The 26,318-nt window shown below is 54.3% G+C and carries 21 protein-coding genes; 13 read left to right on the forward strand and 8 right to left on the reverse strand.

The window, feature by feature from the left end; genetic code table 11:
- Nucleotides 1-150: 150 nt before the first annotated feature.
- Genes AUQ41_RS10190 through AUQ41_RS10210 form a run of 5 tightly spaced genes read left to right on the forward strand, consistent with a single transcriptional unit; the run spans nucleotide 151 to nucleotide 6,028 of the window.
- Nucleotides 151-1,761, forward strand: coding sequence for a carboxyl transferase domain-containing protein (locus AUQ41_RS10190; RefSeq protein WP_063088342.1), 1,611 nt, complete (start codon nucleotides 151-153; stop codon nucleotides 1,759-1,761).
- 7 nt (nucleotides 1,762-1,768) lie between these two features.
- Nucleotides 1,769-2,581, forward strand: a complete 813-nt coding sequence (locus AUQ41_RS10195; RefSeq protein ID WP_063088343.1) for an enoyl-CoA hydratase/isomerase family protein — start codon at nucleotides 1,769-1,771, stop codon at nucleotides 2,579-2,581.
- A gap of 1 nt (nucleotide 2,582) precedes the next feature.
- Nucleotides 2,583-4,586 carry an acetyl/propionyl/methylcrotonyl-CoA carboxylase subunit alpha gene (locus tag AUQ41_RS10200; protein ID WP_063088344.1) on the forward strand — a complete coding sequence of 668 codons (2,004 nt, stop codon included), beginning with the start codon at nucleotides 2,583-2,585 and terminating at the stop codon, nucleotides 4,584-4,586.
- Nucleotides 4,586-5,515, forward strand: a complete 930-nt coding sequence (locus AUQ41_RS10205) for a hydroxymethylglutaryl-CoA lyase (protein WP_063088345.1) — start codon at nucleotides 4,586-4,588, stop codon at nucleotides 5,513-5,515. Before AUQ41_RS10200 ends, AUQ41_RS10205 begins: the two co-directional genes overlap by 1 nt.
- Nucleotides 5,516-5,518: 3 nt before the next feature.
- Nucleotides 5,519-6,028: a GNAT family N-acetyltransferase gene (locus tag AUQ41_RS10210; RefSeq protein ID WP_063088346.1), complete on the forward strand. Its 510-nt coding sequence runs from the start codon at nucleotides 5,519-5,521 to the stop codon at nucleotides 6,026-6,028.
- Nucleotides 6,029-6,030: 2 nt separating this feature from the next.
- On the opposite strand, the gene AUQ41_RS10215 is transcribed toward AUQ41_RS10210, so the two are convergent.
- From AUQ41_RS10215 to AUQ41_RS10240, 6 genes are all read right to left on the reverse strand, one after another.
- On the reverse strand, nucleotides 6,031-7,419 hold the full coding sequence (locus AUQ41_RS10215) for an MATE family efflux transporter (RefSeq protein ID WP_063088347.1): 1,389 nt from the start codon (nucleotides 7,417-7,419) through the stop codon (nucleotides 6,031-6,033).
- 37 nt (nucleotides 7,420-7,456) lie between these two features.
- Entirely contained in the window at nucleotides 7,457-8,794 is a 1,338-nt protein-coding gene (locus tag AUQ41_RS10220; protein WP_063088348.1) for a hypothetical protein, read from the reverse strand.
- Nucleotides 8,795-9,220: 426 nt separating this feature from the next.
- Nucleotides 9,221-10,888 (reverse strand): methyl-accepting chemotaxis protein, encoded by a 1,668-nt coding sequence (locus tag AUQ41_RS10225; protein ID WP_063088349.1) that lies wholly within the window; start codon nucleotides 10,886-10,888, stop codon nucleotides 9,221-9,223.
- 341 nt (nucleotides 10,889-11,229) lie between these two features.
- Nucleotides 11,230-11,745 (reverse strand): DUF934 domain-containing protein, encoded by a 516-nt coding sequence (locus tag AUQ41_RS10230; RefSeq protein WP_008890568.1) that lies wholly within the window; start codon nucleotides 11,743-11,745, stop codon nucleotides 11,230-11,232.
- Entirely contained in the window at nucleotides 11,732-13,387 is a 1,656-nt protein-coding gene (locus AUQ41_RS10235; protein ID WP_063088350.1) for a nitrite/sulfite reductase, read from the reverse strand. The genes AUQ41_RS10230 and AUQ41_RS10235 overlap by 14 nt, the downstream gene beginning before the upstream one ends.
- A 10-nt stretch (nucleotides 13,388-13,397) precedes the next feature.
- Nucleotides 13,398-13,691 (reverse strand): DUF2849 domain-containing protein, encoded by a 294-nt coding sequence (locus tag AUQ41_RS10240; RefSeq protein WP_008890566.1) that lies wholly within the window; start codon nucleotides 13,689-13,691, stop codon nucleotides 13,398-13,400.
- A 216-nt stretch (nucleotides 13,692-13,907) separates the two neighbouring features.
- Between AUQ41_RS10240 and AUQ41_RS10245 the strand changes: the two genes are divergently transcribed.
- Nucleotides 13,908-14,324 carry a DUF1489 family protein gene (locus AUQ41_RS10245; RefSeq protein ID WP_008890565.1) on the forward strand — a complete coding sequence of 139 codons (417 nt, stop codon included), beginning with the start codon at nucleotides 13,908-13,910 and terminating at the stop codon, nucleotides 14,322-14,324.
- 2 nt (nucleotides 14,325-14,326) lie between these two features.
- Here AUQ41_RS10245 and gcvA read toward each other — a convergent pair whose 3' ends face one another.
- On the reverse strand, nucleotides 14,327-15,274 hold the full coding sequence (gene gcvA, locus AUQ41_RS10250; protein WP_063088351.1) for a transcriptional regulator GcvA: 948 nt from the start codon (nucleotides 15,272-15,274) through the stop codon (nucleotides 14,327-14,329).
- A gap of 138 nt (nucleotides 15,275-15,412) precedes the next feature.
- Here gcvA and AUQ41_RS10255 point away from each other — a divergent pair, with 138 nt between their 5' ends.
- From AUQ41_RS10255 to AUQ41_RS10265, 3 genes are all read left to right on the forward strand, one after another.
- Nucleotides 15,413-15,655, forward strand: a complete 243-nt coding sequence (locus AUQ41_RS10255) for a DUF1127 domain-containing protein (RefSeq protein WP_008890563.1) — start codon at nucleotides 15,413-15,415, stop codon at nucleotides 15,653-15,655.
- 249 nt (nucleotides 15,656-15,904) lie between these two features.
- A complete protein-coding gene (gene ppk2, locus AUQ41_RS10260) occupies nucleotides 15,905-16,957 on the forward strand; it encodes a polyphosphate kinase 2 (protein WP_063088352.1) in 1,053 nt (350 codons plus the stop codon).
- 123 nt (nucleotides 16,958-17,080) lie between these two features.
- Nucleotides 17,081-17,950, forward strand: coding sequence for an NAD(P)-dependent oxidoreductase (locus tag AUQ41_RS10265; RefSeq protein WP_063088353.1), 870 nt, complete (start codon nucleotides 17,081-17,083; stop codon nucleotides 17,948-17,950).
- 88 nt (nucleotides 17,951-18,038) lie between these two features.
- On the opposite strand, the gene AUQ41_RS10270 is transcribed toward AUQ41_RS10265, so the two are convergent.
- Entirely contained in the window at nucleotides 18,039-19,541 is a 1,503-nt protein-coding gene (locus AUQ41_RS10270; RefSeq protein WP_232308362.1) for a S41 family peptidase, read from the reverse strand.
- 382 nt (nucleotides 19,542-19,923) lie between these two features.
- On the opposite strand from AUQ41_RS10270, the gene AUQ41_RS10275 reads away from it, so the two are divergent.
- The 4 genes from AUQ41_RS10275 (at nucleotide 19,924) to AUQ41_RS10290 (ending at nucleotide 26,313) form a co-directional block, all read left to right on the forward strand.
- Entirely contained in the window at nucleotides 19,924-21,690 is a 1,767-nt protein-coding gene (locus tag AUQ41_RS10275) for an acyl-CoA dehydrogenase (protein ID WP_063088354.1), read from the forward strand.
- Nucleotides 21,691-21,925: 235 nt separating this feature from the next.
- Nucleotides 21,926-23,023: an LPS export ABC transporter permease LptF gene (gene lptF / locus AUQ41_RS10280; protein ID WP_063088355.1), complete on the forward strand. Its 1,098-nt coding sequence runs from the start codon at nucleotides 21,926-21,928 to the stop codon at nucleotides 23,021-23,023.
- Nucleotides 23,020-24,123, forward strand: a complete 1,104-nt coding sequence (gene lptG / locus AUQ41_RS10285; protein ID WP_063088356.1) for an LPS export ABC transporter permease LptG — start codon at nucleotides 23,020-23,022, stop codon at nucleotides 24,121-24,123. The genes lptF and lptG overlap by 4 nt, the downstream gene beginning before the upstream one ends.
- Before the next feature lie 36 nt (nucleotides 24,124-24,159).
- Nucleotides 24,160-26,313 carry an LPS-assembly protein LptD gene (locus tag AUQ41_RS10290; RefSeq protein ID WP_232308363.1) on the forward strand — a complete coding sequence of 718 codons (2,154 nt, stop codon included), beginning with the start codon at nucleotides 24,160-24,162 and terminating at the stop codon, nucleotides 26,311-26,313.
- Nucleotides 26,314-26,318 lie beyond the last annotated feature (5 nt).

Raw genomic sequence — 26,318 nt, forward strand, 5'->3', positions numbered from 1 at the left:
CTATGGGTGATTTGATAGCATATAGTTAATTTCGGTACTGAAATACCGATTTAATATTGACGTTTACGTAAACTTCACCGATAACAACAGCCATAAACACCCTGCACGCGGGCCGATTTGCCCATAACAAAAAAACGGTGAAAACGGACGATGACGGTACTGAAATCTGCGGTGAACGCCCGTTCCGAAGAATTCCGCAACAATGCCGAGCATATGGAAAAGCTGGTTGCGGATTTGCGCGATCAAATCGCTGCGGTCAAACTGGGCGGCGGTGAACGCGCCCGTGATCGTCATACAGGTCGGGGCAAATTGCTGCCGCGTGAACGCATTCGCCAGCTTCTTGATGTCGGCTCCCCGTTTCTGGAACTCTCGCAGCTTGCCGCACATGGCATGTATGGCGATGAAGACGTTCCGGCAGCCGGCATCATTACCGGCATCGGCCGTGTTTCAGGCGTTGAATGCGTGATTGTCGCCAATGATGCCACGGTCAAGGGTGGTTCCTACTACCCGATGACGGTGAAGAAGCATCTTCGCGCACAGGAAATCGCACTCGAAAACAACCTGCCCTGCATCTATCTGGTCGATAGCGGCGGGGCCAACCTGCCCCGTCAGGATGATGTGTTCCCGGATCGCGACCATTTCGGACGCATCTTCTTTAACCAGGCAACCATGTCGTCCAAGGGCATCCCGCAAATCGCGGTTGTCATGGGGTCCTGCACGGCGGGTGGTGCCTATGTCCCGGCGATGTCGGATGAAAGCATCATTGTCCGCAAACAAGGCACGATCTTCCTCGGCGGTCCGCCGCTGGTGAAGGCCGCTACCGGTGAAGTCGTCTCGGCCGAAGACCTTGGTGGCGCTGATGTTCACTGCAAAACATCCGGTGTAACCGATCATTATGCCCAGGATGACAGTCATGCGCTTTCGATTGCGCGCGATATCGTCAAGAACCTCAATTGGGCCAAGAACCCCGGCCTGACTTTGACCGAACCACGCGCACCGGCCTATGACCCGCGCGAGATTTATGGCGTGGTTCCAACCGACACCAAGAAGCCCTATGACGTGCGTGAAATCATTGCCCGCATCGTTGATGGATCCGACTTTGATGAGTTCAAGGCACAGTACGGGACGACACTTGTTACAGGCTTTGCGCGAATCTTTGGCTATCCGGTCGGCATCATTGCCAATAATGGCATCCTGTTTTCCGAAAGCGCGCTTAAGGGGGCGCATTTCATCGAGCTTTGCGCACAACGCGGCATTCCGCTGGTGTTTCTGCAAAACATCACCGGCTTCATGATTGGCCGCAAATATGAAAGCGGCGGCATTGCAAAGGATGGTGCGAAACTTGTCACCGCTGTTGCCACCGCCAATGTGCCGAAATTCACAGTCCTGATCGGTGGGTCCTTTGGTGCAGGCAACTATGGCATGTGTGGTCGCGCATACAGCCCGCGCTTCCTGTGGATGTGGCCAAATGCCCGTATTTCCGTCATGGGCGGCGAACAGGCCGCAAACGTTTTGACGCAAATTCGCGCCGATGCCGCCGAAAAGCGCGGCGAAAACTGGCCAGAAGCCGAGCAGGAGGCATTCAAGGCCCCGATCCGCGATCAATACGAGGAACAAGGCCACCCCTATTACGCATCCGCCCGCCTTTGGGATGATGGCGTGATTGATCCGGCTGATACCCGCATGGTGCTTGGCCTTGGCCTGTCTGCCGCACTCAACAAACCGGTCGAAGAAACCCGGTTTGGCGTGTTCAGAATGTGAGGCCGTCATGAGCAATGTAAACACCGATAACATTTCTGATGCCGCCCGGTGTGAAATCGCCGCCAATGGTGTTGCGACCATCACGTTGAACCGGCCCGAAATTCACAATGCATTTGATGATATCCTGATCAACGATCTGACCGCCAAGATCGAGGCCCTTGATGCCGATCCGGCGGTCCGCGTGATCATCCTGACCGGGGCTGGCAAAAGCTTTTCGGCCGGGGCGGATCTGAACTGGATGAAGCGTATGGCGGGCTATAGCCATGCGGAAAACCTTGCTGACTCCCGCGCGCTCGCCAAACTGATGAAGGTTTTGAATTTTGCCTCAAAGCCGACCATTGCACTTGTCAACGGGGCAGCCTTTGGCGGCGGGGTTGGTCTGGCAGCGTGCTGTGACATTGTGATCGCGTCCGATCGTGCCAGTTTCTGCCTGTCCGAAGTCAAGCTGGGCCTGATCCCGGCGGTGATTTCGCCTTATGTTGTTGAGGCCATCGGGGTTAATCACGCGCGGCGTTATTTCCTGACCGCCGAGCGATTTGATGCCAAGACCGCCCAGCAGATTGGGCTGGTACATGAACTCACCACAACCGATGAACTGACTGCCCGTGGACAGGAAATGGCAAATATCCTGCTGGCCAATGGGCCAAACGCAATGCATGCCGCCAAGAACCTGATTTATGCCGTCGCCAACAAACCGATTTCAGATTCCGTGATTGATGACACCGCCCAACGCATTGCCGATCAACGCGCAAGCGACGAGGGCCGCGAAGGTGTCGGTGCCTTTCTGGAAAAACGTCCCGCGAACTGGAGCAAGAAATAACATGCCGCGCAAACTTCTGATCGCCAACCGCGGTGAGATCGCCTGCCGCGTGATCAAGACCGCCCGTCGCATGGGAATTGCCACGGTCGCCGTTTATTCCGATGCCGACGCCAATGCCCTGCATGTCAAACATGCCGACGAGGCCTATCACATCGGCGCCCCCGCGCCAAAGGACAGCTATCTGCGCACCGAACGCCTGCTTGAAGTCATCGCGCAATCCGGTGCCGATGCGGTTCATCCGGGCTATGGCTTCCTGTCGGAAAATGCCGGCTTTGCCGATGCGCTGGAAAAGGCCGGCTGTGTCTTTGTCGGCCCGCCAGCCAGTGCCATCCGCGCCATGGGGTCGAAATCCGAAGCCAAGAAAATCATGGGCAAGGCCGGTGTGCCGCTGGTGCCCGGTTATCACGGCGAGGACCAGGACCCTGACCTTCTGGCGGCTGAGGCTGACAAGATCGGCTATCCGGTATTGATCAAGGCATCCGCCGGTGGCGGCGGCAAGGGCATGCGTGCGGTTGAAAAGGCATCCGATTTCAAGGACGCGCTGATCAGCTGCAAACGCGAAGCCGCCAGCAGCTTTGGCGATGACCATTGCCTGATTGAAAAACTGATCGTCAAACCGCGCCATGTCGAAATTCAGGTCTTTGCCGACAGCCATGGCAATGCGGTCTATCTGTTTGAACGCGATTGCTCATTGCAGCGCCGCCACCAGAAAGTGATCGAAGAGGCCCCTGCACCTGGCATGACCGAGGACCTCCGTGCCCAGATGGGCAAGGCCGCGGTCGATGCCGCCAAGGCGATTGGCTATCAGGGGGCGGGTACGGTTGAATTCCTGCTTGATGCGTCGGGTGCGTTCTATTTCATGGAAATGAACACCCGCCTTCAGGTCGAACACCCGGTGACGGAAAAAATCACCGGCGAAGATCTGGTGGAATGGCAGTTGCGTGTCGCCGATGGCGAAAAACTGCCAAAGGCGCAGGAAGACCTTTCAATCAACGGTCATGCCTTTGAGGTCCGCATCTATGCCGAAGACCCGCAGAACGATTTCCTGCCCGCGACCGGCAAACTTGTGCATATGCGCATGCCGCGCGAAACCGATCATGTGCGGGTTGATACCGGCGTTTATGAGGGCGGCGAAGTTTCCATTCATTATGACCCGATGATCGCCAAGCTGATCACCTGGGATGTGGACCGCACATCGGCCCTGCGTCGCATGGCGACAGCACTTAATGATGTTCAGATTGTTGGTGTGACCACCAATACCGGCTTCCTTGGCAATATCGCCCGCCATCCGGCCTTTGAACGGGGCGAGGTCGAAACCGGCTTCATCCCGAACCATCAGGATGATCTGATCCCCGCCCCTACCACGCCCGATAACGAGGCACTGGCATTCGCCGCCCTTGATATCCTGCTGACCCGCGATGCGGAGGCCGCCCGTTATGCAGCCCAAAGCAACGATCCCTATTCGCCCTGGCACAGCACGGCCGGTTTCCGGCTGAATGACGATAACCACCATGACCTGATCCTGCGTCATGACGGATCGGATCTGCTGGTCAAGGTGCATTACCGTGATCAGGGCTATGTCATCGATATGCCTGATGGTAGCGCTATCATTGCCAGTGCCGAGCATGATGAAAATGGTGACATCGTTGCCAGCCTGAATAACATCCGCAAACGCGCGTCGGTGCTTCGTGACGGTAATCGTCTGATGATTTTCCGTGATGGTCGCTCGGATCGTCTCGACATCTTTGATCCGCTGGCCGCTGCTGGTGGCAACGAAGGTACGGGTGGTGGACTGACTGCACCGATGCCGGGCAAGATCATCGCTGTGATGGCAAAGGCCGGTCAATCGGTCACGGCGGGTGACAAGCTTGTCGTGATGGAGGCCATGAAAATGGAACACACAATTTCTGCCCCCGTCACCGGCACGATCAAGGAAGTATTCTTTGGTGTCGGCGATCAGGTCGATGATGGTGCGGAACTGATCGCGATCGAGGAGGCCGAATAATGGCCCTGATTTCCGATTTGCCAAGCCGCGTCAAAATCGTTGAAGTCGGTCCGCGTGACGGGCTTCAAAACGAAAAGGCAATGGTCCCGACTGCAACCAAGGTCGAGCTGATCCATCGCCTGAATGATGCCGGTTTATCGGTGATCGAAGCCACCGCCTTTGTCAGCCCGAAATGGGTGCCACAAATGGCCGATGCGCCCGATGTGATGGCCCAGATCACCCGCAAGCCCGGTGTGACTTATCCAGTGCTGGCCCCGAACATGAAGGGCCTTGAGGCCGCGATTGCCGCGGGCGCGACCGAGGTTGCGGTATTTGGCGCGGCATCGGAAAGTTTCTCGCAAAAGAACATCAATTGCTCGATTGCTGAAAGCCTTGATCGATTTCGCCCGGTCGCCGATGCGGCACGTGACGCGGGCCTTTCTGTGCGCGGCTATGTTTCCTGCGTTTTGGGCTGCCCCTATGAAGGCGACATTGCGCCTGAAAAGGTGGCCGAGGTCGCAAAGGCGCTTTATGACATGGGCTGCTATGAAATCAGTCTGGGCGATACCATCGGCACCGGGACACCCGCCAAGGCACAGGCGATGATCACCGCTGTTGCCAGACATGTGCCGACCGAAAAGCTCGCCGCCCACTTCCATGACACCTATGGTCAGGCGCTGGCCAATTTGCTTGCCGTGCTGCAAATGGGTGTGGCCGTGATCGACAGTTCCGTCGCCGGTCTTGGTGGCTGCCCCTATGCCAAGGGGGCCAGTGGCAATGTCGCGACCGAGGATGTTGTCTATATGCTGAACGGGCTTGGCATCAAAACCGGTATCGATCTTGAAAAGCTTGCCGAGACAGGAAGCTGGATTTGTGATCAGATAGCAAAATCAAGCGCATCAAAGGTCAATCTGGCCTTGGCAGCAAAAAGATCAACGACCGGGGACTAATGGATGGGCCCGTCAAAATACAGCTTCAGACGGGCCACCCCAAACGACCTGCCGATGATTGGCCGCTGGCTGCATGTGCCCGAAGTTATCCGCTGGTGGGGCGAACCGGCCGAACAGCTTGAACTGATTTCCGAAGATGTCGAACTGGCCGAAATGGCGACCCTGATTGTGTCGTACCGCAATCGGCCGTTTGCCTTTGTCCAGCATTACGACGCCCATCAATGGCCGCAGGCGCATTTTGATCCCCTGCCCGAACATACCCGCTGTCTGGACGCCTTTATTGGCGTGCCCGACATGATGGGCTGCGGACATGGCCAGATGTTCCTAAAGATGCTGACACGCCAATTGTTTGAACGTGGCGCGCCCATGATAGGGATCGACCCCGATCCGGAAAACGAACGTGCGATTAGGTGTTATGAGGCAATTGGCTTTGTCGCCGGGCGGGAATATGAAACCGCCAAGGGCCCGTGCCTGTTGATGACGCTGGATGCCCGCGCTCAGAAACAAAGCTGATCTCAGCCTGCGTTCCCGCCGCCCACCACGGGCTTGTGTGGACCCGATTGCAACAATTGGTCTGAGCGCGGTTTCTGGCACGCCAGCCTGTAGCTGACGATGCCGGTCAAGGCACCAAACAACACAATCCCTGCGACCTGCCCCCACAAAACCCCGACGGCCCCGAAATAGATGCTGCCCAACCAGACGAGCGGGATCACGCCAAGAAACTCCTTGGCAAGATCGGCAAGCATCGCAAGATTAGGCCGCCCGGTGACGTTAAAGAAGGTATGGGACGAAAACTGCAGACCGAGGAACATGTAAAGCGGCGCAATCGCCGTACAGAACAGGCCCAGCAGGTTTGCGGTTTCCGGTGTGGTGCGAAACAGTTCAGCCAATTGGTCAGACAAAACAAACAACAGCGCTGACACCACCAGACCATAGACAACAATCAGCCCCCAGACCGAATGCCAGATGGCGCGCACCCGATCCGTGCGTTTAGCGGAAAAGTTCTGTCCAAAGATCGGCCCGATAGCCTGCGGCAAGGCCATGTAACCGACAAAGGCAAATGGCGCGATGCGCTCGATGATCGCCATTGCCGCGACGGCGTCTGACCCAAACTTTGCCATTGATGCCATGATAAAACCGCTGGCAATTGGCGGGCCGGTTTTGGCCAACCCGACCGGCACGGTGACCCTGGCAATTTCGCGAACATCTTGCGCGAATACAGCACGATTGAAACGGCCCAGCATGTTATGCACACTGCGCACACCATAAAACGCAATCACCATGATCACGACACGTGATATCACGGTGGCCCATGCAGCCCCCTCAACACCCCAGCCAAAACCAAAGATAAATATCGGATCAAGCACGCCATTGGTAACCGCCCCTGCGATCTTGGCCCACATCGACCGTTGTTTGGCCCCGATCACCCGTAAAAGCGCCCCGGACGCCATACTCAGCACCAGAATGGGCAGGCACAGCATGACGATCTGCAGATAACTGGTGCCAAGCTCATGAACGCGGCCTGATGCGCCGAGCCAGCCAAGCATACCTGGCGCCCCCCACCAAATCGCCACCGTCATCAGAATCGAAAGACCGACACCGAAAAGCAGTATATGCGTTGCCATCACACGCGCGCGGTCACGGTCACCAAGCCCCTCGGCCCGTGACACAAGCGCCGTCATCGATGTCGACACTCCAAGCGATATCGCCAGCGTGAAAAATATCAGGGGCCAGGCAAAGCCAAGTGCGGCAACAATATCGACGTCACCCAGAAGGCTCAGGAAGAACAGATCAAGCGCATCGACGGCCACCATTGCAACAAGTGCAAGCATGCTTGTCGAAGCCATGCTCAGGATATGGCGCAGAACCGACCCACCGATAAAATACTGCTGCTGCAACGCCATTTTGGGTTTGATCCGTCACGGTTGGAAAAGCAAGGCATCAATCGTTTTTGAAAGAGCTTGCAGATGTATCGGCACTGACAAGGAACTTGTGCCGCTGCCGCCTTGAAAGATGTTCTGTTTCTGCCGTCGACACCGGTTGTTTCGCGGCAAGGTTCAGATCCGTTCCAGCCTTCCATTTCGCGGCGATAACGCTTGGATTTTGCGGGCAAAACTCATTGAGCCGGGCTATCACGTGATGCTGCACACGGCTGGCCTCGGGAAATTTCCGGTCCGTCCAGAACCGTTTGCGCGGCCGGAAATACCCAACCTCATCAAGAAACGAAACGCCGAAATAGTGACAGGACTCAAGCGAATTATAGAAATGTTCGTCAAAGACAAAACTGCCATCCTTGCGCATCGAATGGGTCAGACACCAACCCAACATCTCGTCAAGCTGACTTGATGCGAAATCCCGCTGGGCTGGTGTCATATGTGACCAGCCATGACGAAATATCTTCGCGACATCGTAATTGTTGTGGTTGTTGAAATTGCCGCGGCTCCGCCAGCCAACCGGATATTCTTCACCCCGCCGCTCAAGGGTCGTGCGGATCAGGCTTGGCCAATGTCGAACATCCCCTTTGCGATAGGACACAATGTGGAACGTAAAACTCAGATCGTCATAGCGATGGGTTGTACCATCCGATGAATACCATGGCCCCCAGTAACCGGTTTCCGGGTTCTGAATGTCGTCAAGGAAATCGGTAAAGGCCTTGATATAGGCGTCATCAAGCGCGATCCCGCGCACATGTTCTCGGGCAAAATTGCGCAGGCGCGGCTTGAAGCATAACTGCGCCAGACAACACAGGACCGAGCCCAGTTCATCACGCTTGTTGCGCCCGGTTGCGGCAATATCCGACACCAGAAGATCTTCGAGATAGGCGCGCATTTTCGGGATGGTTGATACCGGCTCGAGAAAATGAAGCGGATGGCGCGGTGCGCGTTTTTCCGTTGCCAGTTCATGCAGACGGACAATGGTCGCATCAAACTTGTGATGAAACTCGGTATATTGCCAGCCCCAAGATCCATCGACCGATGATTGGCGCGCAACATAACTTTGATCAGCTTCGGCAAAGCTGCTTTCAAGGCGCGTTACAAGATCATCGAGCCGCGGCCAATAGGCCGTGTAACGTGCAAGCCACTTGGCATAGATATAAAGCTGCTGGGACGCAAGCATGGTGCGGCTATATTCGCTGAACCGGCGCAAAACCCCGGCCATGGCACCAAGATGATCGTTATATCTTTGTACTTTGTCGTGATAGGCACGGTCATAGCGGGCGAAATCCCGCGTAATCACGCATCCGTCAACGGAATGAGCAAGTCCCGATACAGTAGTCATCTATGGTTCCGGCCACCTCGCTTGATCAAGAGAACGGCTGTCCGTGATTAGAACCACCTTCTTTGCCCAAAAGATGGCACACATCGAAAACTACGGATGTCGGTCAGAAATCCCCTTAAGGGCTGCTATCGTCACGCAAGGAACAGCCACCTAAAACCTTAAAGGTTGTCTCAAATACCAACATAAACAGCTATTAATTGCATACAGGATATTGCGACCTGACGCTACCCTTTTGGCGAAAACTATACTTATCCATATTACCAAAGATTAATATGGCGCTAATACTCGGTTTCGCGGGACGCACAGTTCAAGTAACTCTAAAATAATAACTTTCTAAAGTTTTCAACCGCCATGCGGACAGAAAAAGGGGCACCCAAACGAGTGCCCCTCAGTCAGAGCATATTTGCCATGTTCGAATGTATAGGATCAGGCGGCGCGTACCGCACTCAGGAAAGCTTCGACCTTTTGGCGCAGGCTTTCTGATTCACGCGACAACTGGCCCGCCGCCGTCAGGACCTGTTCGGCTGCAGTGCCGGTCGAACCTGCGGCCTCGTTGACGCTGACGATATTGCTCGTGACTTCCGAAGTACCAGCAGATGCTTCCTGCACGTTGCGGGTGATTTCAAGGGTGGCGGCACCCTGTTCTTCAACCGCACTGGCGATGGTGGCTGAAATCTCGCTGATTTCGGCAATGGTGGCCGAAATTGAGGCAATGGCCGAAACCGCCCCCTCGGTTTCGTTCTGAATGCCGGTGATCTGGGCAGTAATTTCGTCGGTCGCCTTTGAGGTCGCCGTGGCAAGGTTTTTAACCTCGGCCGCGACCACGGCAAAGCCCTTGCCCGCATCGCCGGCACGGGCCGCCTCGATGGTCGCATTCAGCGCCAGCAGGTTGGTCTGTTCGGCAATGTCACTGATAAGGCCAACCACATCACCAATTTTCTGTGCTGCTTCGGCCAACCCCCTGACTTGCGCATTGGTCTTTTCGGCATCTTCGACTGCGCGATTGGCAACCGTCGATGACTGGCTGACCTGCTGGGTGATTTCAGCAATCGATGCGCTGAGTTGTTCGGTCGCACTGGCAACGGTCTGAACGTTGGTCGATGCCTGTTCTGCGGCGGCCGCAACGATGCCCGACTGACGACTTGTTTCCTCGGCAGTGCTGCTCATGCCAGTTGCGGTTGACTGCATCTCGGTCGCGGCAGAGGCCAGGGCTTTGAGAACGACGGAAATCTCCTGATCGAAGCCAGTGGTCAGTTCGCTGATTTTTCTAGCGCGCTGTTCCCGGCGTTTTGCCGCCTCGGCTTCCTGTCCGGCAAGTTCATCAGCGCGGATCATGTTTTCCCTGAAGACCAGCACCGCCTTGGACATGTCGCCGATTTCATCGCGGCGGTCCTGGCCTGGAATATCAATCTGCTTGTTGCCACCGGCCAGTTCCTTCATGACGTCGGTGATCTGACGGATCGGACGCGAAATACCCGTACCAATGATCCACGCGGCAAAACCACCAAGGATCACCGCGACACCGCCGACAATGGCGGTAACGATGACCGCCTGTGACGCCGCCTTGGTCGCACGCGGGCCGATTTGATCCTGTTCCGCCTTGACCGACAGTTTCAGGTCTTCGAGGTTTTCGGCAACCACCGGGCCAACTTCATCGAGCGTTTCGGCCACCAGCTGATCACGCGCCGGATCCCCCGCGGGCAGGGATGCAACCTTGTCGAAGGTATCGCGATAGATGATCAGGTTTGCCCCGGCAGATTGCGCCGTTTCAATCATTTGCGGTTCATCAAGCAGGGCCACAAGTTCGTCATTCAACTTTATTGCTGTCGCCAGACGCTCATCGACATTGTCTGCCGCAGCACTGTCTCCTGTCAGCAGATAGTGTTTAACCGAGACGCGTGCTTCAAGCAGGTTGGCCTGCACCCTGCCTGCTTGGTTGGACTGCAATGCGATATGGCGATACCGCACAAAGTCATCCCCGACACTGCTGATCGAGAACTCCGACCAGAGAGAGGCAAGTACGAGCAAAACCAGTACAACGCCAAAGCCGCCATATACTTTTGTTGAAATTTTGAGACGATTAAACACCGACATAAACGAGGTTCTCCCAATTACTCTGTCACCTCATTCATCATATTATATTTTTACAATCATTACGTGATATACGCGTGATTACGTCACTATGCGTTAGGTGATATCGGCCTATTCATTGTGAGGACACCTTGTGTATAAGCATAAAACTTAAGAATAATCTTATATATACGTTTGATTTGGAGAAAGATTATCGTGAAATCAATCATATAATCTCTATTATTAGAGTTTTCCCAATGTATTGAGCCATGTGGAAAAAGAAAAAGGGCCCCCTGTTCGGGGACCCTTGATTAAATGGCTCAGACTTATTCGACAATGGTCGAAGGCCGGATGTTTTTCGCCGTTTACTGCAAAGCGGCGCGACGACGTTCGCGTAAAGATTGTGCTGTAACGCGACCGTCACCGGTCGGCTGATAGTAGACCGACATTTCCTTAAGTGCGGCACGCACCTTATTCAGGGCGACTTCGCCTTCGACCTTAAGATCATAGGCGTCAAAACCACAGCGGTGCATATAAAGGATCTGGTCACGCAGGACATCGCCAACCGCGCGAAGCTCGCCGGTGAAGCCCATGCGTTCACGCAACACCCGGCCATAGGAATATCCGCGGCCATCGGTGTAGGCCGGGAAATTGACCGTGATGATCGACAGACGGTCAAGATCATCTGCCAGATCTTCGGGCGCATCGCCCGGGTTCAACTGCACCCCCAGACCGCCATTGCGGCCCAGAAGGCTGTCACGTTCTTCCTTGAAACGGGCGAGCGGCACAATAAGGTTTTCATCGCTTGCCGGAAGGTCGCCTTCGGCGTCAACCGTGATCCATTCCTGTTCGATCACGCTGTCATTCTTAACGATCGCCATAAAGCACCTCCTTGAACGGATCCATGCCTACACGACGGTAGGTGTCGATGAAACGTTCGCCGCTTTCGCGGATATCAATATATTTGGTCACAAGGCTTTCGATCGCATCGACCACTTCGGCTTCGGAGAAACCGGCACCGGCGATCTTGCCGATCGAGGCATCCTGGCTGGCATCGCCACCCAGCGTGATCTGATAGAATTCCTTGCCGCGCTTATCGAGGCCAAGAATACCGATATGACCAACATGGTGATGCCCGCAGGCATTGATGCAGCCGGAAATCTTGATCTTGAGTTCGCCAATGTCATGTTGACGATCCAGATCCCCGAAACGTTCGGAAATCCGCTGTGACAGCGGGATCGAACGCGCGGTTGCCAAGGCGCAATAATCAAGGCCCGGGCAGGAAATGATATCGGTGACATAGCCAAGGTTGGCGGTACCAAGGTTAGCCTTGTCCAGTTCGCTCCAAACCGCGAAAAGGTCGGCCTTTTTGACGTGCGGCAGAACAAGGTTCTGTTCGTGGGTCACACGCACATCGCCAAAGCTGTATTTTTCCGAAAGATCGGCAACCAGTTCCATCTGGGTATCGGTCGCATCGCCCGGAATGCCGCCAATCGGTTTCAGCGATACGTTGGCAATCGCATAGCCCGGCTGTTTATGTTCGATGACGTTCGAACGCACCCAGTTGGCAAAACGACGGTTTTCCGACTTGTGACGTTCGAAATCGGCATCGTCGTCAGAAAGGGCTTCAAACGCGGGCGGGGCGAACTGTTCGATGTAATGGGCGATTTCCGCATCATCAACGCGCAGCGAGCCGTCCTTGATCTGGGCCCATTCCTCTTCGACAAGCTCGCGGATTTTATCAATGCCTTCCTCGTGAACGAGGATCTTGATGCGCGCCTTGTACTTGTTATCACGGCGGCCAAAGCGGTTATAAACGCGCAGAATGGCTTCGAGATAGGAGAACAAGTCGTTCTTGCCGATAAACTCGCGGATGGTCTTGCCAACAAACGGCGTACGACCAAGGCCACCGCCAACCATGACTTCAAAGCCGGTTTCACCTGCATCGTTCTGATGCATGCGAAGTCCGATATCATGCACCTTGACCGCGGCACGGTCATTTGGCGATCCGGTCACGGCGATCTTGAACTTGCGCGGCAGATAAGTGAATTCCGGATGGAAGGTCGACCACTGACGGATCAGTTCGCAATAGGGGCGCGGATCTTCGATTTCATCGGCCGCGGCACCGGCATACTGGTCGGTCGTGGTGTTACGAATGCAGTTGCCTGATGTCTGGATCGCATGCATTTCGACCTTGGCGAGGTCGAGCAACGCATCAGGAATCTCATCAAGTTTCGGCCAGTTATACTGGATGTTCTGGCGGGTGGTGAAATGGCCATAGCCCTTGTCATAGACCCGCGCAATCATGCCAAGCTGGCGCAGCTGGTCAGCGCGCAGCGTGCCGTACGGAACGGCAACGCGCAGCATGTAAGCATGCAGCTGAAGATACACACCGTTCATCAGACGCAGCGGACGGAACTGTTCCTCGGTAATGTCACCGGCAAGGCGGCGTTTCACCTGTTCGCGGAACTGTTCAGTCCGTTCATGGACAAGCTGGCGGTCAAAATCGTCATAACGATACATGGGGCTCTCCTTATACCGCCTGATAGCCGAGGTCTTCGCGGACACTCGGACCTTTGGTGCGCAGAACTTCGCGGTATTTTGTCGGCACGATATCCGCGCCCTGCTGTTCGACATCAATCAGATACGGCCCGACAATCACGATATCGAGTTCGGGTGCACTGGCTTCAGCCAAAAGCGCATCTGCGGCCTCTTTGCCGTCAGCGATGCGGGCATCGTTGATGTTTTCGCTCCAGCTACCATCGCTGGTCAGGAACACCACCAACCCGTCTTCCAGACGGTTTGCCGTGACAACTTGCAGGGACATTCGGTTCTCTCAGCCTGTAAATCTCTCGGGTTTGGTCCTGTATCGGACCTTTTCTGCACCAGAATTTGGCTGATTACCCCTTATTGGTCAAGTTTTTTTGTGAAATATCATATATTACACTTATTTTTGTGTTTTAATAATCCACTATTGACCGCTCGGCGTACGGGTTCTACCTCATCAGTCATTGAACACCACCGCACAAGAAACCCTCCTGATATGCCTTTGAACATCATCAAACTGAGCGTCGGCACAGAAAGCCCCGAAAGCCTGAAGGAATGGCAGACCTATTTTCAGGCCATGCACGGGCGCATTTTTCACACCACACGCATGACGCCAAAACGCAAGGCAGAGATTCTTGATGGCGGATCAATTTATTGGGTGATCAAGGGGGCCGTGCGCTGCCGCCAGCAGGTCATTGATCTTGAAGAATACGTCAATGAAGAAGGCACGAAATATTGCCGCATCGTGCTGGACGACGAATTGATCGCCACCCGTCCCTATCCGCACCGCGCGTTTCAGGGATGGCGCTATTTCCCCGATGACAAATGCCCGCCAGATGAAAAACAGGGTGGCGGCACCGATGCCCTGCCAGATGACATGGCCGACGAATTGCGTGACCTTGGGTTAATCTGAACTCAGTCCTCTACAGGGGCGCCCGCCTCATCGGGATCAATTTCGCGCAAGGTTTCAGCCACTTCATTTTTAAGCCAGCTTACAAATGCCTTTACGCGCGGGCGTCTCAGGTGCTCCTCCGGATACACCAGATAATAGGCCCCGCTTGAGGCAACGCTTTGCGAAAACGGCCGCACCAGATTGCCCGCCGCCAGATCAAGGGCGGCCAGACTTGTGCGCGCCATGGCAATCCCCTGCCCCATCAGGGCGGCCTGAATGACCATGTCGCCGGAGTTAAACCGAAGGCCGCGACTGACATCGACGCCTTCTGCCCCCACCCCTTTCAGCCAAAATTCCCAGTCGGCCGCATGCGGGTGATCCATAAAGGTGGTGGCATCATGAAGCAATTGGTGCCCGGCGACATCGGCCGGTTCTTTCAGTTCGGGATTGGCGGCAAGATAGGCCGGGCTGCACACCGGGAAAGACTCGTCTCGCATCAGCATTTCACACACCAGCCCCGGATAATTGCCACTGCCGAACCGAACCGCCAGATCAATGCCCTCGGTCCGTAGATTGACAAGCCGGTCATCGGCATGAATGCGGACATCAATATCGGGATACGCATCGCGGAAATGCCCGAGACGCGGCACCAGCCATTTCACAGCAAAACTTTGCAACACACTGACCGTTACCACACCGGCTTCCTCAATCGTCGTCAGGCGTTCGATCTCCTCGGCAATGCAAGAAAAGCCTGCTGTGGTTGCCTGGGCCAGTTGCACGCCTTCTTCGGTCAGATGGATCTGACGCGGCAACCGATGAAACAGCTTGAAACCAAGATATTCCTCAAGCTGGCGGACCTGTTGGCTGATCGCACCCTGGGTGACAAACAGCTCCTCGGCCGCCTTGGTAAAGCTCAGATGGCGGGCAGCGGCATCAAAGGCGCGCACGGACTGCAAAGGCGGAAGCCGCATGGATATTACTCCAACATCATGAATTAGAATTCCTAATCCGTTTGATCAGAAATACTCGTTTGTCGTGCTCGAAATATAGCCGCAATATGGCTTCAACAGCAAACATTGCATTAGCAATATTAACTCATGGAGAGAATGATGGCTTATTCACTTAGCCCTGCTCCGTCTGCCGTGGAGCGCCCGCCCAAAGCAAGTATCCGTACGTTCATCACCACCCTTGTTAGCCGCCTCAATGATCTTTCAAACCGCTTTGCACGGTTGCTTGCGGTTCGTGAAGAACGCCGGATGTTGCTCAGAATGTCAGATCAGCAGCTTGCGGACATCGGGATCACCCGTGCCCAAGCCGAAGAAGAATACCGGCAGTCTTTCCCGCTGCGATAACCCTGCAAGGGATCTGTCCTGCCGTAACCCGCCCCCACGGAACACAGCGCAAGACAGATCCCCCCCCTTCGTGCCACCGCACAACCCACCCTTGGCCCGGACAATGCCCTCACATTGACCGGGCTTTTTCGTGCGTCATGTTCATACAGCGCGCAACAGGTCGTAATTTGATCCATTGCATTGCGATGAGTTCAATAATCCCGCAAAGTTATGCTTACATCTGACCACACAACCGGCGGAATCGGGCGCATGACCTCGGAAAAGAAAACGTCAAAGAAAACCGTGAAAACAACCAAGCAGGACAGCAATGATGTGCTTGGTGACGCAACACGGCGCACGGGTAAAAGCCGATCTGCGGCCAACCGTACCAATGCCCTTTCAAAACTTGATACTGAGGCAAAGGACCATTTCTTGCTGGACTCCGAAAACCTGACCATGGACCGGATTGATGATCATCCTTCGGGCCCGAACAAAACAACCAGTCAGAACCTGCGCAACATTCCGGAAGATCAGCTTCCACCCGACATCGACCTTAACCCGAAGGCACGGGCAAAGAAGATGCAGGGCAAGCAATATCTGGAACTGATTGCCCCGCTTCATATTGAGCTTTTGAAGCTGCAAAACTGGATCAAGGCGGAAAACCTCAAATCACTGATCATTTTTGAAGGGCGCGATGCCGCTGGCAAGGGCGGCACGATCAAACGTTTTACTGAACACCTTAATCCGCGTGGTGCGCGGATCGTCGCCCTTGGCAAACCCAACGACCGCGAACTGACGCAATGGTATTTCCAACGCTATATCGAACATCTGCCAAGCGGCGGCGAGATCGCCCTGTTTGACCGGTCCTGGTACAACCGCGCGATGGTCGAACGTGTGATGGGCTTTTGCAGCATGTTTGACGTCAGCGAGTTTTTGCAATCCGTCCCGGAACTTGAACGCATGTTGATCCGATCCGGCATCCACACGACCAAGTTCTATTTCTCGGTCAGCAAGAAAGAACAGGCACGACGCTTTAAACAGCGCCAAAGCGATCCGCTTAAACAATGGAAACTCAGCCCGGTTGATCTGGCCTCCCAGAACCTTTGGGATTCCTATACCGAGGCCAAACGCGACATGTTCTTCCATACCTCCACCACCGACAGCCCGTGGGTGATCGTGAAGTCGGATGACAAGAAACGTGCGCGCATCAACGCCATCCGGTTCTATCTGTCGCAGTTTGAATACCCCGGAAAACGGCCTGAAATCCTTGTATATGACCGCCGGATCATTCACAGCGTTGCCGAAGAACTTGATGAGGATTGACGAGATCGCCTAATCTCTGGTCTTCCGGATGGTGAAAACATTGTCGCGGTAACATTTGCGTTCATTGACATTGCCCGCGCTGCAACCTTTACTGGATGCATATAAACCTTCGGGAGGCAAACAATGGCAAAATGTGCATTTATCGGTCTGGGTGTCATGGGATATCCGATGGCCGGTCACCTGCAAAAAGCAGGTCACGACGTTACCGTTTACAACCGTACTGCAGCCAAAGCAGAAAAATGGGTGTCCGAGTTTGGCGGATCATCCGCCCCCACCCCGGCCGAGGCGGCAAAGGGTGCGGAATTCGTCTTTTCCTGTGTCGGCAATGACGACGATCTGCGCAGCGTTATGCTGGGCGACGGCGGGATGTTCGCCGGTATGGACAAGGGATCTGTCCTGATCGACAACACCACCGCATCGGCCGATGTCGCGCGCGAACTTTATGCTGCGGCCAAGGATATGGGCATTTCATTCATCGATGCCCCGGTTTCCGGTGGTCAGGCAGGTGCCGAGAATGGCGTTCTGACCGTCATGTGTGGCGGCGATCAGGATGCGTTTGATCGCGCGGCCCCGGTCATTGATGCCTTTGCCAAATCTTGCAAGCTGATGGGTGAAAGCGGTTCTGGCCAGTTGACCAAAATGGTCAACCAGATCTGCATCGCCGGTCTGGTTCAGGGCCTTTCCGAAGGTGTCAATTTCGGTGTTAAGGCCGGCCTTGATATGGAAAAGGTCCTTGATGTGATTTCCAAGGGTGCGGCTGGCAGTTGGCAGATGGAAAACCGCGGCAGCACCATGGTCGAGAACAAGTTTGATTTCGGCTTTGCGGTTGACTGGATGCGCAAGGATTTGGGCATCTGCCTTGAAGAATCAAAACGCAATGGTGCCCGTTTACCGGTCACGGCCCTGGTTGACCAGTTCTATGCACAGGTGCAGGAACGCGGCGGCAACCGTTGGGATACCTCGAGCCTGATTGATTTGCTGGCACGGGGTTAAGCCGCCCCCTATAACCAGACCGATAAAACAAAAAGCGCGACCTTTACGGGCCGCGCTTTTTTATTGATGCCTTATCAGGCAACTACGATCAAAGACCTGCGCGCAGCAGCGGCTCCATCTGATTGCGGTAATTTGCCAGCGGGCCCTTATCGAAATAGCCCACCGCGCATTCAAGAACGGAATCGCGAAGGGGTTTCTCACCCTCACCGTCTGCCAGATTTTCCTCAAGATTCTCGCGGCTCGATTTGCCAAGGCGTTCGATCTCGATATCCTGCTCGCAGCTGGTGGCCTCAAGGGTTGCCAATGACTGACGCGGATCGCGACGGCGCGAAGGCAGTGCGTGTTCCAGATCAATCTCGCGTTCGAATTCCTCGGCATCAGCAAGCGTAATTTCGATATCCGGGATCACACCATGGCCCTGCACAATGTGGTTCTCAGGTGTGGTGTAGTAACCGGTGGTGATTTTAAGCCCACCGCCCGAGGTCAGCGGCATGATGCGCTGCATCGACCCTTTACCAAAGGACCGCTCCCCGATGATGATGCCGCGACCGTTTTCACGCAGGGCCGCAGCCATCAGCTCTGCACCGGATGCCGAACCACGATCAAGTAGGATTGCCATTGGCACTTTCTCAAAGAAATCGGACCGGTCGGCTTCGTAGCTCCTCAGCTTGCGCTCCCCACGTCCTTCGGTGGCAACGATCAGACCTTCTGTCAGGAACTGATCGGCGATGTCTGCCGCACTGTCGAGAAGACCACCCGGATTACGGCGCAAATCGACAATAATGCCGCGCGGCGATGCAATGCGGTCTTCGAGTTCCTGCAAATATTCCTGAGTCTGGTCGAGTGTGGTCGCATCAAACCGCGACACCCGGATATAACCGATATCCTGATCAATAATACTTGCCGTGACCGAGGGCACCTCAATCCGGGCGCGCTTCACGGTGACATCAAAACTGTCTTCGACACGCTGGATAGTCAGGGTCACCGGATCCCCGACACGGCCACGCATCCGACGCACGGCCTCTGAAATGGGTTCGCCAACCATCTGGTAGCCATCAATGTGCGTAATCCGGTCATCCGGACGCAAACCGGCGCGTGCGGCGGGCGTATCATCAATCGGCGAGACGATCCGGATGCGCTTTTCATCATCAAGGGCAATGACGATCCCGACACCGGCAAAACTGCCTTCTGTACTTTCCTGAAGGCGGCGGAACATATCGTCAGTCATATACGCACTGTGCGGATCAAGGTCATGCAGGCTATCATCAAGCACCGCACCAACCACACCGATCGGCGATGTGTCATCGGTTTCAAGGTCGCCCAACATCGCAATGCTGTTATCGACAAACGCCACGCGATCAATTTGCTCGACATAGGTTTCCGACAGGACCTGAAGTGCTTCGACATAAAGCTTGTCGGCATGGGCAAACTGTTCTTCGCTCGCGCCAGCTGTCACGCTGGTGCGGTAAGCGTCCAGAAATCTGCGTTCTTCATCGCTTGGCCATGCCGGTCCGGCACAGGCCACCAGTCTTGTCCCGGCGAACGAAATCACCACCGCAAACAAAATTGGCAATATTCCTTTACGCAGCAACAGCTTGCTCCTGTCCTTCGATTTTTTTTGACCAAATGCATATTGAACATCAAGTGGCCTTGAACAACGACAAGTCTAGCCTGCCTTTTTTCGATTGGCGACCCCTTGGCAAATAATAGATGCCAGATCACGCAACTTTTACCTGTTTAAGGCATCGAACTAGGGTCTTTGGGACATATCGGTAGTCTTTTGTCATTTCGCCAGTGTGAAAGCCATAAAGCGTGACTTAAACCAATGTTGAATGCGTCCTGTCGCCCGACTGCACGAATCAGACTCGATCTTGTCGGTTCGGGTCGTTATGCTACGGGGCAATAAAACAAGGTTGGCAAAAAGCTGACTGTTCCGAGCGGGCGGCTCACATTTCAGGGAGACGTCTTTTTTTATGAGCGACTTTACGCCCCCCATTTCAGATATCCGTTTTCTGATCCATGACGTGATTGGCTTGGGTACGGTTTCCAACCTGCCGCCCTATGGTGAAACCAGTGCGGATCTGGTTGACGCAATCCTTGAAGAAGCAGGGAAATTTGCCGCCTCCGTCCTTGCCCCGCTCAATCGCGTCGGCGACAAAGAAGGCGCAAAACTTCTTGAGGACGGTACTGTTCGCACACCGACAGGCTGGAACGAGGCCTATGCGCAATTCTGCGAAGGTGGCTGGCAAGGCATATCCGCGCCGGAAAGCGAAGGCGGCATGGGCTTGCCGATCTTGCTTGGCGCTGCTGTTGCCGAAATGTGGCAGGCGGCAAACATGGCGTTTGCGCTGTGCCCGATGCTGACTTCCGGTGCGATTGAGGCCCTTATTGCCCATGGATCGGACCAGCAGCGAAAGCTGTATCTTTCGCGCATGATATCAGGTGAATGGACTGGCACCATGAACCTGACCGAACCGCAAGCCGGATCGGACCTTTCGAAAGTGCGCAGCACAGCCGTTTTGCAAGAGGACGGTAGCTACAAAATCTCCGGCCAGAAGATCTTCATTACCTATGGCGATCACGAGATGACCGAGAACATCGTGCATCTCGTTCTGGCGCGAACGCCCGATGCGCCGGCCGGTGTCAAAGGCATTTCACTGTTTATCGTTCCCAAATATCTGGTCTCGGACAGTGGTGAAATCGGCGCACGCAACGACGTCACCTGTGTGTCGCTTGAACACAAGCTTGGCATTCATGCCAGCCCGACGGCGGTTCTGCAGTTTGGCGACAGAGGCGGTGCGACCGGCTTTTTGGTCGGCGAAGAAGGCAAGGGACTGGCCTATATGTTCACCATGATGAACAACGCAAGGCTTGCAGTTGGCCAACAGGGTGTCGCCATTTCCGAACGCGCCTATCAGCAGGCCCTTGAGTATGCCAATACGCGCAAACAGGGACGGGATGCCAAAACCGGCGAAGAGGCGCCAATCGCAGTCCACGGTGATGTGCAGCGCATGTTGATGCGCATAAGGTCCTCAACCGATGCCGCGCGTGCACTTTCGCTTTATGCCGCCGCCCAGCTCGACCTTGCCCACCACCTTCCTGACAAACAGGATCGTGCGGCAGCACAGGCGCGGGCTGACCTTTTGATTCCGCTGGTCAAAGGTTGGTCGACTGATCTCGGGGTCGACAATGCATCCCTTGGCGTGCAGATCCACGGCGGCATGGGCTTTATCGAAGAAACCGGGGCAGCCCAGCACCTTCGTGATGCCCGCATTGCCCCGATCTATGAGGGCACCAACGGCATTCAGGCGCTTGATTTTATCGGACGCAAGGTGCTTAGGGATCAGGCGGCCGCGCTGATGGCAATGCTTGCAGACATCAACGAAACGATCCACGGCCTCAAAGACATCGATGAAACAAGCGACCTCGCCAAGGCACGCCGTGAACTGGATCACGCCATTACCGATCTCGAAAATTCAACGGAGTGCGTGTTGGAACGCTGTGCCGCGGATGCTGATATGGCACAAGTGCTTGCCTCACCGTATTTGCGTCAGGCCGCCCTGTGCATTTCCGGATGGCTGATGCTGCGCTCTCTTGGCGCTCTGAGTAACACCGAAACACCAGAAGACCTGCGCAAGGCAAAGAAAAAAAGCTGCATGTTCTTTTTCACTCAACTCCTGCCAGAGGCCGCTTTCATGGCGGCACAGATCAGGAATTGCACGGAAACGGAATTGCTTTAACCGCAGTCATAATTTTGCCGCGCTTTTTGATCATCGCGACGTCGCACCATCGCCACAAATGTAATACGATGGTGCGACTTATTTGGCGCCCCTATTCAACCCATCCGATCTTAACGATACCAACCGACCAACATTCGGAAACCCCGCAAGATTTGAACGGGTTTGACGACAATTTCCTGTTTCGGTTTTTGATTGCTTGTCTATAATCCGCCCAATGAATCGCTTAACCCGATATATGCTCAAGCAGCAGCTGATCATGATGGTCTTTGTCACACTGGGTCTGCTGTGTGTGATCTGGCTATCGCAAAGCTTGCGCTTTGTTGAAATGATTGTGAATCGGGGCTTGTCGATCTCGGTCTTTTTGCAGCTGACATCCCTGCTGCTGCCCAGCTTTTTGACGATCATTATTCCGATCGCGCTGTTTTTCGTTATTGTGTTTACCTACAACAAACTTATTCAGGATCGCGAACTCATCGTCATGCGCTCGGCGGGATTGAGCCAGTGGGCACTGGCCAAGCCAGCCCTGATTGTCGCACTTCTGTCGACGGCGGTCTGTTATTTCCTGACACTGTTTTACCTTCCCTACAGCTACACACAGTTCAAGGAACTGCAATTCTCGATCCGCAATGATTTCTCATCGGTATTGTTGCAGGAAGGCAGCTTCACCGACATTGACGGCTTGACCATTTACGTTCGCGAGGTCGGTCGGGATAACGAATTGCTGGGAATTCTGGTGCATGACGCACGCGATCCCGATGCCCAAACAACCATGATGGCCAAACATGGCGCCTTGCTGAGGACTGACGAGGGTCCACGCATTGTTCTGCTTGATGGCAACCGCCAGGAAGTCAATGCCGACGACGGCACCATGTCGATCCTTTATTTTGATCGCTATGCGGTTGATATTGCGCAAAATTCTGCTCCTGAAGGATTGCGCTATCGAGAAGCTCGCGAACGTGGGGTTTATAACCTCCTGACTGGAACTCCACCAGACATATCAATAACTGACATTGGCTCGTTCAGGGCTGAGGGACATGACCGGCTGATTTCGCCGCTGAACGCAATCGCCTTCGCGAGCATTGCACTTGCGGTACTTGTCTCTAGTAGCTTCTCCCGACGAGGGCAAACTGGGAGACTGCTATTTGCGATTGGCGTCATGGTAATTTGTCAGGCTACTGGCATTACAATGAAAAATCTTGCCGCAAAAAATCCCGCTCTTGTCCCATTGATGTATTCAAATGCAATTATACCAATTGCGTTTGGTCTTTATTGGACCTTTCGTGGCCCAGTGATCAAGGCACGGCGCGCGCTCAGTCAAGAGGCGGAAGCATGAGAATTTCACCGCTTCTAACATGGTATTTTGGCAAACATGTTCTGATTTCAATTCTGGCTATTCTGATCCTACTGATAGGTCTGATTCTGATTGGCGACACGATTGAGCTGCTTCGGCGTGCCGGTGGAAAACCAGATGCAACGGTCAGTATTGTTTTGCAAATGGCAGCCAGCCGTATCCCCTTCATGACCGAGAAGGTACTACCCTTTGCTGTTCTATTTGGGTCAATGTACTCTTTCTGGAAATTGACTGGAAATCAGGAGCTTGTCGTCACCCGTGCCGCAGGTGTTTCAGCATGGCAATTTATGCTCCCACCAATCCTGTGTGCAGTCATACTGGGTAGCATACAAGTGGGGGCGCTTAATCCTTTGTCCTCGATCCTGCTTCAGAAATACGAGACGCTTGAAGCACGCTATTTGCAGAACAATGCAAGTGTCATGAACCTATCTTCAAGCGGCCTCTGGTTACGGCAAGGCACGCAGGATGGTCAGGCGGTTATTTTTGCGCGATCGGTCAGCAATCAGCAGGGCGACCAACTTGATCTTCGAAACGTGACAATCTTCCGTTTTGAAGATGCGGATGATTTCACGATGCGGATCGATGCCGGTCGGGCAGTTCTTGAACCGGGAACTTGGCGTTTCTATGATTCATGGAGCTTCGTCCCCGGTCAGGCCAGCACGTTTGCAGAAGAAATGATGCTGCCAACGAACCTGACTGCGCGGAAGATACAAGACAGTTTTGCTTCACCGGAAACGATGTCATTCTGGGACTTGAAGCCCTTCATCACACTGCTTGAACGCGCTGGTTTTAATGCCACCCGTCACCGCATCCATTTTCACAGCCTGTTGTCGAGACCTTTACTTTTATGTGCCATGGTTTTGATCGCGGCTGCATTTTGCCTTAAATTTTCTCGACGTCGGCGCGCATCCCTTGTTATCGGAGGGGGGGTAGCAACCGGCTTCATTCTGTATTTTTGCACGGATGTGATTTCAGCTTTGGGCGTTTCCGGCGGAATTCCTCCGATTTTGTCGGCATGGGCTCCAGCTGGAATTTCGCTGTTGCTCGGGGTTACCACATTGCTACATCTTGAGGATGGCTAGCCTATGGTCATGGCAGGGGGAATGATAAAAAGACTTGTGACCAGCACCATTCTGGGCTGTGGGATCTTCGTTGGTGGCGGTCTTGCAAGTTTGCATTCAGCCACGGCACAAACAACAGGCTCAGAAGTTCTTCCGTCGGAACCTGCCATTTTGTTCAGTGCCGACGAGGTCGATTACAATCAGGAACTCCAAACCGTCACCGCGCGTGGGAATGTCGAAATTTCCCGGGAAGGACGTATATTGCTTGCTGATACGGTAAGCTATGACCGATCACAGGATGTTCTCACGGCTTCGGGAAATGTCAGTATCACTGAACCGTCGGGCGAAGTAACATTCGCTAGCTACGTCGAGCTGAGCGGCGATTTCAAGGAAGGAATCGTTCAGGATATTTATGTCCTGTTGGATGAGAACACCCGGATTGCCGGTGCTGGTGCCCGTCGCAGCGGCGGGAACTTTACCGAGATTGCCAAAGCCGTATATTCCCCCTGCAAAGTCTGTGAAGACAATGGCAGCAGTTCGACACCGCTTTGGCGCATTCGCGCGGCGCGCGTGCTGCATGATTCAGACAGTAAAACGGTGGAATACGAAGACGCTCGTCTCGAAGTCGCGGGTATTCCTGTTCTCTACACCCCATATTTTCAGCACCCAGACCCAACCGTGAAACGGCAGTCTGGTTTGCTTGCGCCGTCATTCGGCAGCACCAGCCACGTTGGAAGCTACTTCAGCCAACCGTATTACTGGGCCATTGACAAGAGCAAGGACATGACCTTCACGCCGACCTATACAACGGATGAAGGCCCACTCCTTGCGACTGAGTACCGGCAGCGCTTTGACAGTGGCGAAATGGAAATTGTCGGCAGTGCTACCAACGACAGTGAAGATAGCTGGCAGGGGCACATCGACGCAGAAGGCCGGTTCGATATTGATCCAACCTGGCGTTGGGGATTTGATGCCGAACAGGCCACCGAAAAAACTTATCTCTCCCGCTACGGCTTTGCTTCCCCATCAGTATTGACGTCGAATCTATTTACAGAAGGGTTCCGGGGTGCAAGTTACACGCGCGCTGACGCTTACTACTTTCAGGGCCTAAAGAGCGATGATGAACGCGATACAACCCCTCTGGTACTTCCCCATCTTCAGTTCCAGGGGCAGTCTGCCCCCGCCCAGTATGGGAGTATTACAACACTTGATCTGGACGCACTTTCTCTCACGCGTGAAGACGGTGCAGACTCTCATCGTGTGTCAGCAAAAGCGGGATGGGAATTGCCGCACGTTGGTTCTATGGGCGACGTGACGAAATTGAGCATTTCAATACGCAGTGACAATTATATCGTATCGAATGTCAGTCGCGAAGGCCGGGAGGAGTACAGTGGCTATGCAGGACGAATCCTGCCGCTTGCAGCCATTGACTGGCAAATGCCCTTCGTGAGTAGCCAAGGTTCTTACAACCAAGTGATCACGCCAATTGCGATGGCAGCTTGGTCTCCAAATGGTGGAAATCCTGGTGAAATACCAAATGAGGATTCTCAGTCCTTCGAGTTCGATGACATTAACCTTTTTGCGCATGACCGCTTTGGCGGCCTAGACAGAGCGGAGGATGGTTTCAGAGCTAGTTATGGTTTGGAATGGGGTGTTTACGGACCTGATGGTGGCTATACCAGCGCAATGTTCGGACAGAGCTACCGCGCAAACGAAAATGATACATTTGCCCCGGGGTCAGGCCTTGAAGAACATCTTTCCGATTATGTCGGCCGCGTTACTGTTTCACCGAACGAATATCTCGATCTGACATATCGTTATCGCTTGGACAACGACGATTTCTCTGCTCGTCGCAATCAGGTCACGGTGGATGCTGGCTCTTTGGAAACGTTGAGGGTTAGTAGTTCATATGTTCATTTCACGGATGATGCAGGCAGCGAAGAGTTTGATGAACGTGAGGAGTTTTATTTCCAAGCGCAGAGACAATTCAGCCGATACTGGTCCGGTCGTGCCTACGGTCGGTATGACGTAGATCAGTCGGACCCCTTGGAATATGGTATCGGTTTCGTTTATGAAGATGAGTGCTTCATATTTGATGGGCGAGTCCGTCGGACCTTCTATCGGGATCAGGATCTAGGTGAATCTGACGAATTCCTTTTCCGTCTCGTTTTCAAGACCCTTGGCGAGTTTGCATCTGCAGCCGGATTGTAAGTAAA

This window comes from Thalassospira sp. MCCC 1A02898 (assembly GCF_001618185.1).
GTDB lineage: Bacteria > Pseudomonadota > Alphaproteobacteria > Rhodospirillales > Thalassospiraceae > Thalassospira > Thalassospira tepidiphila.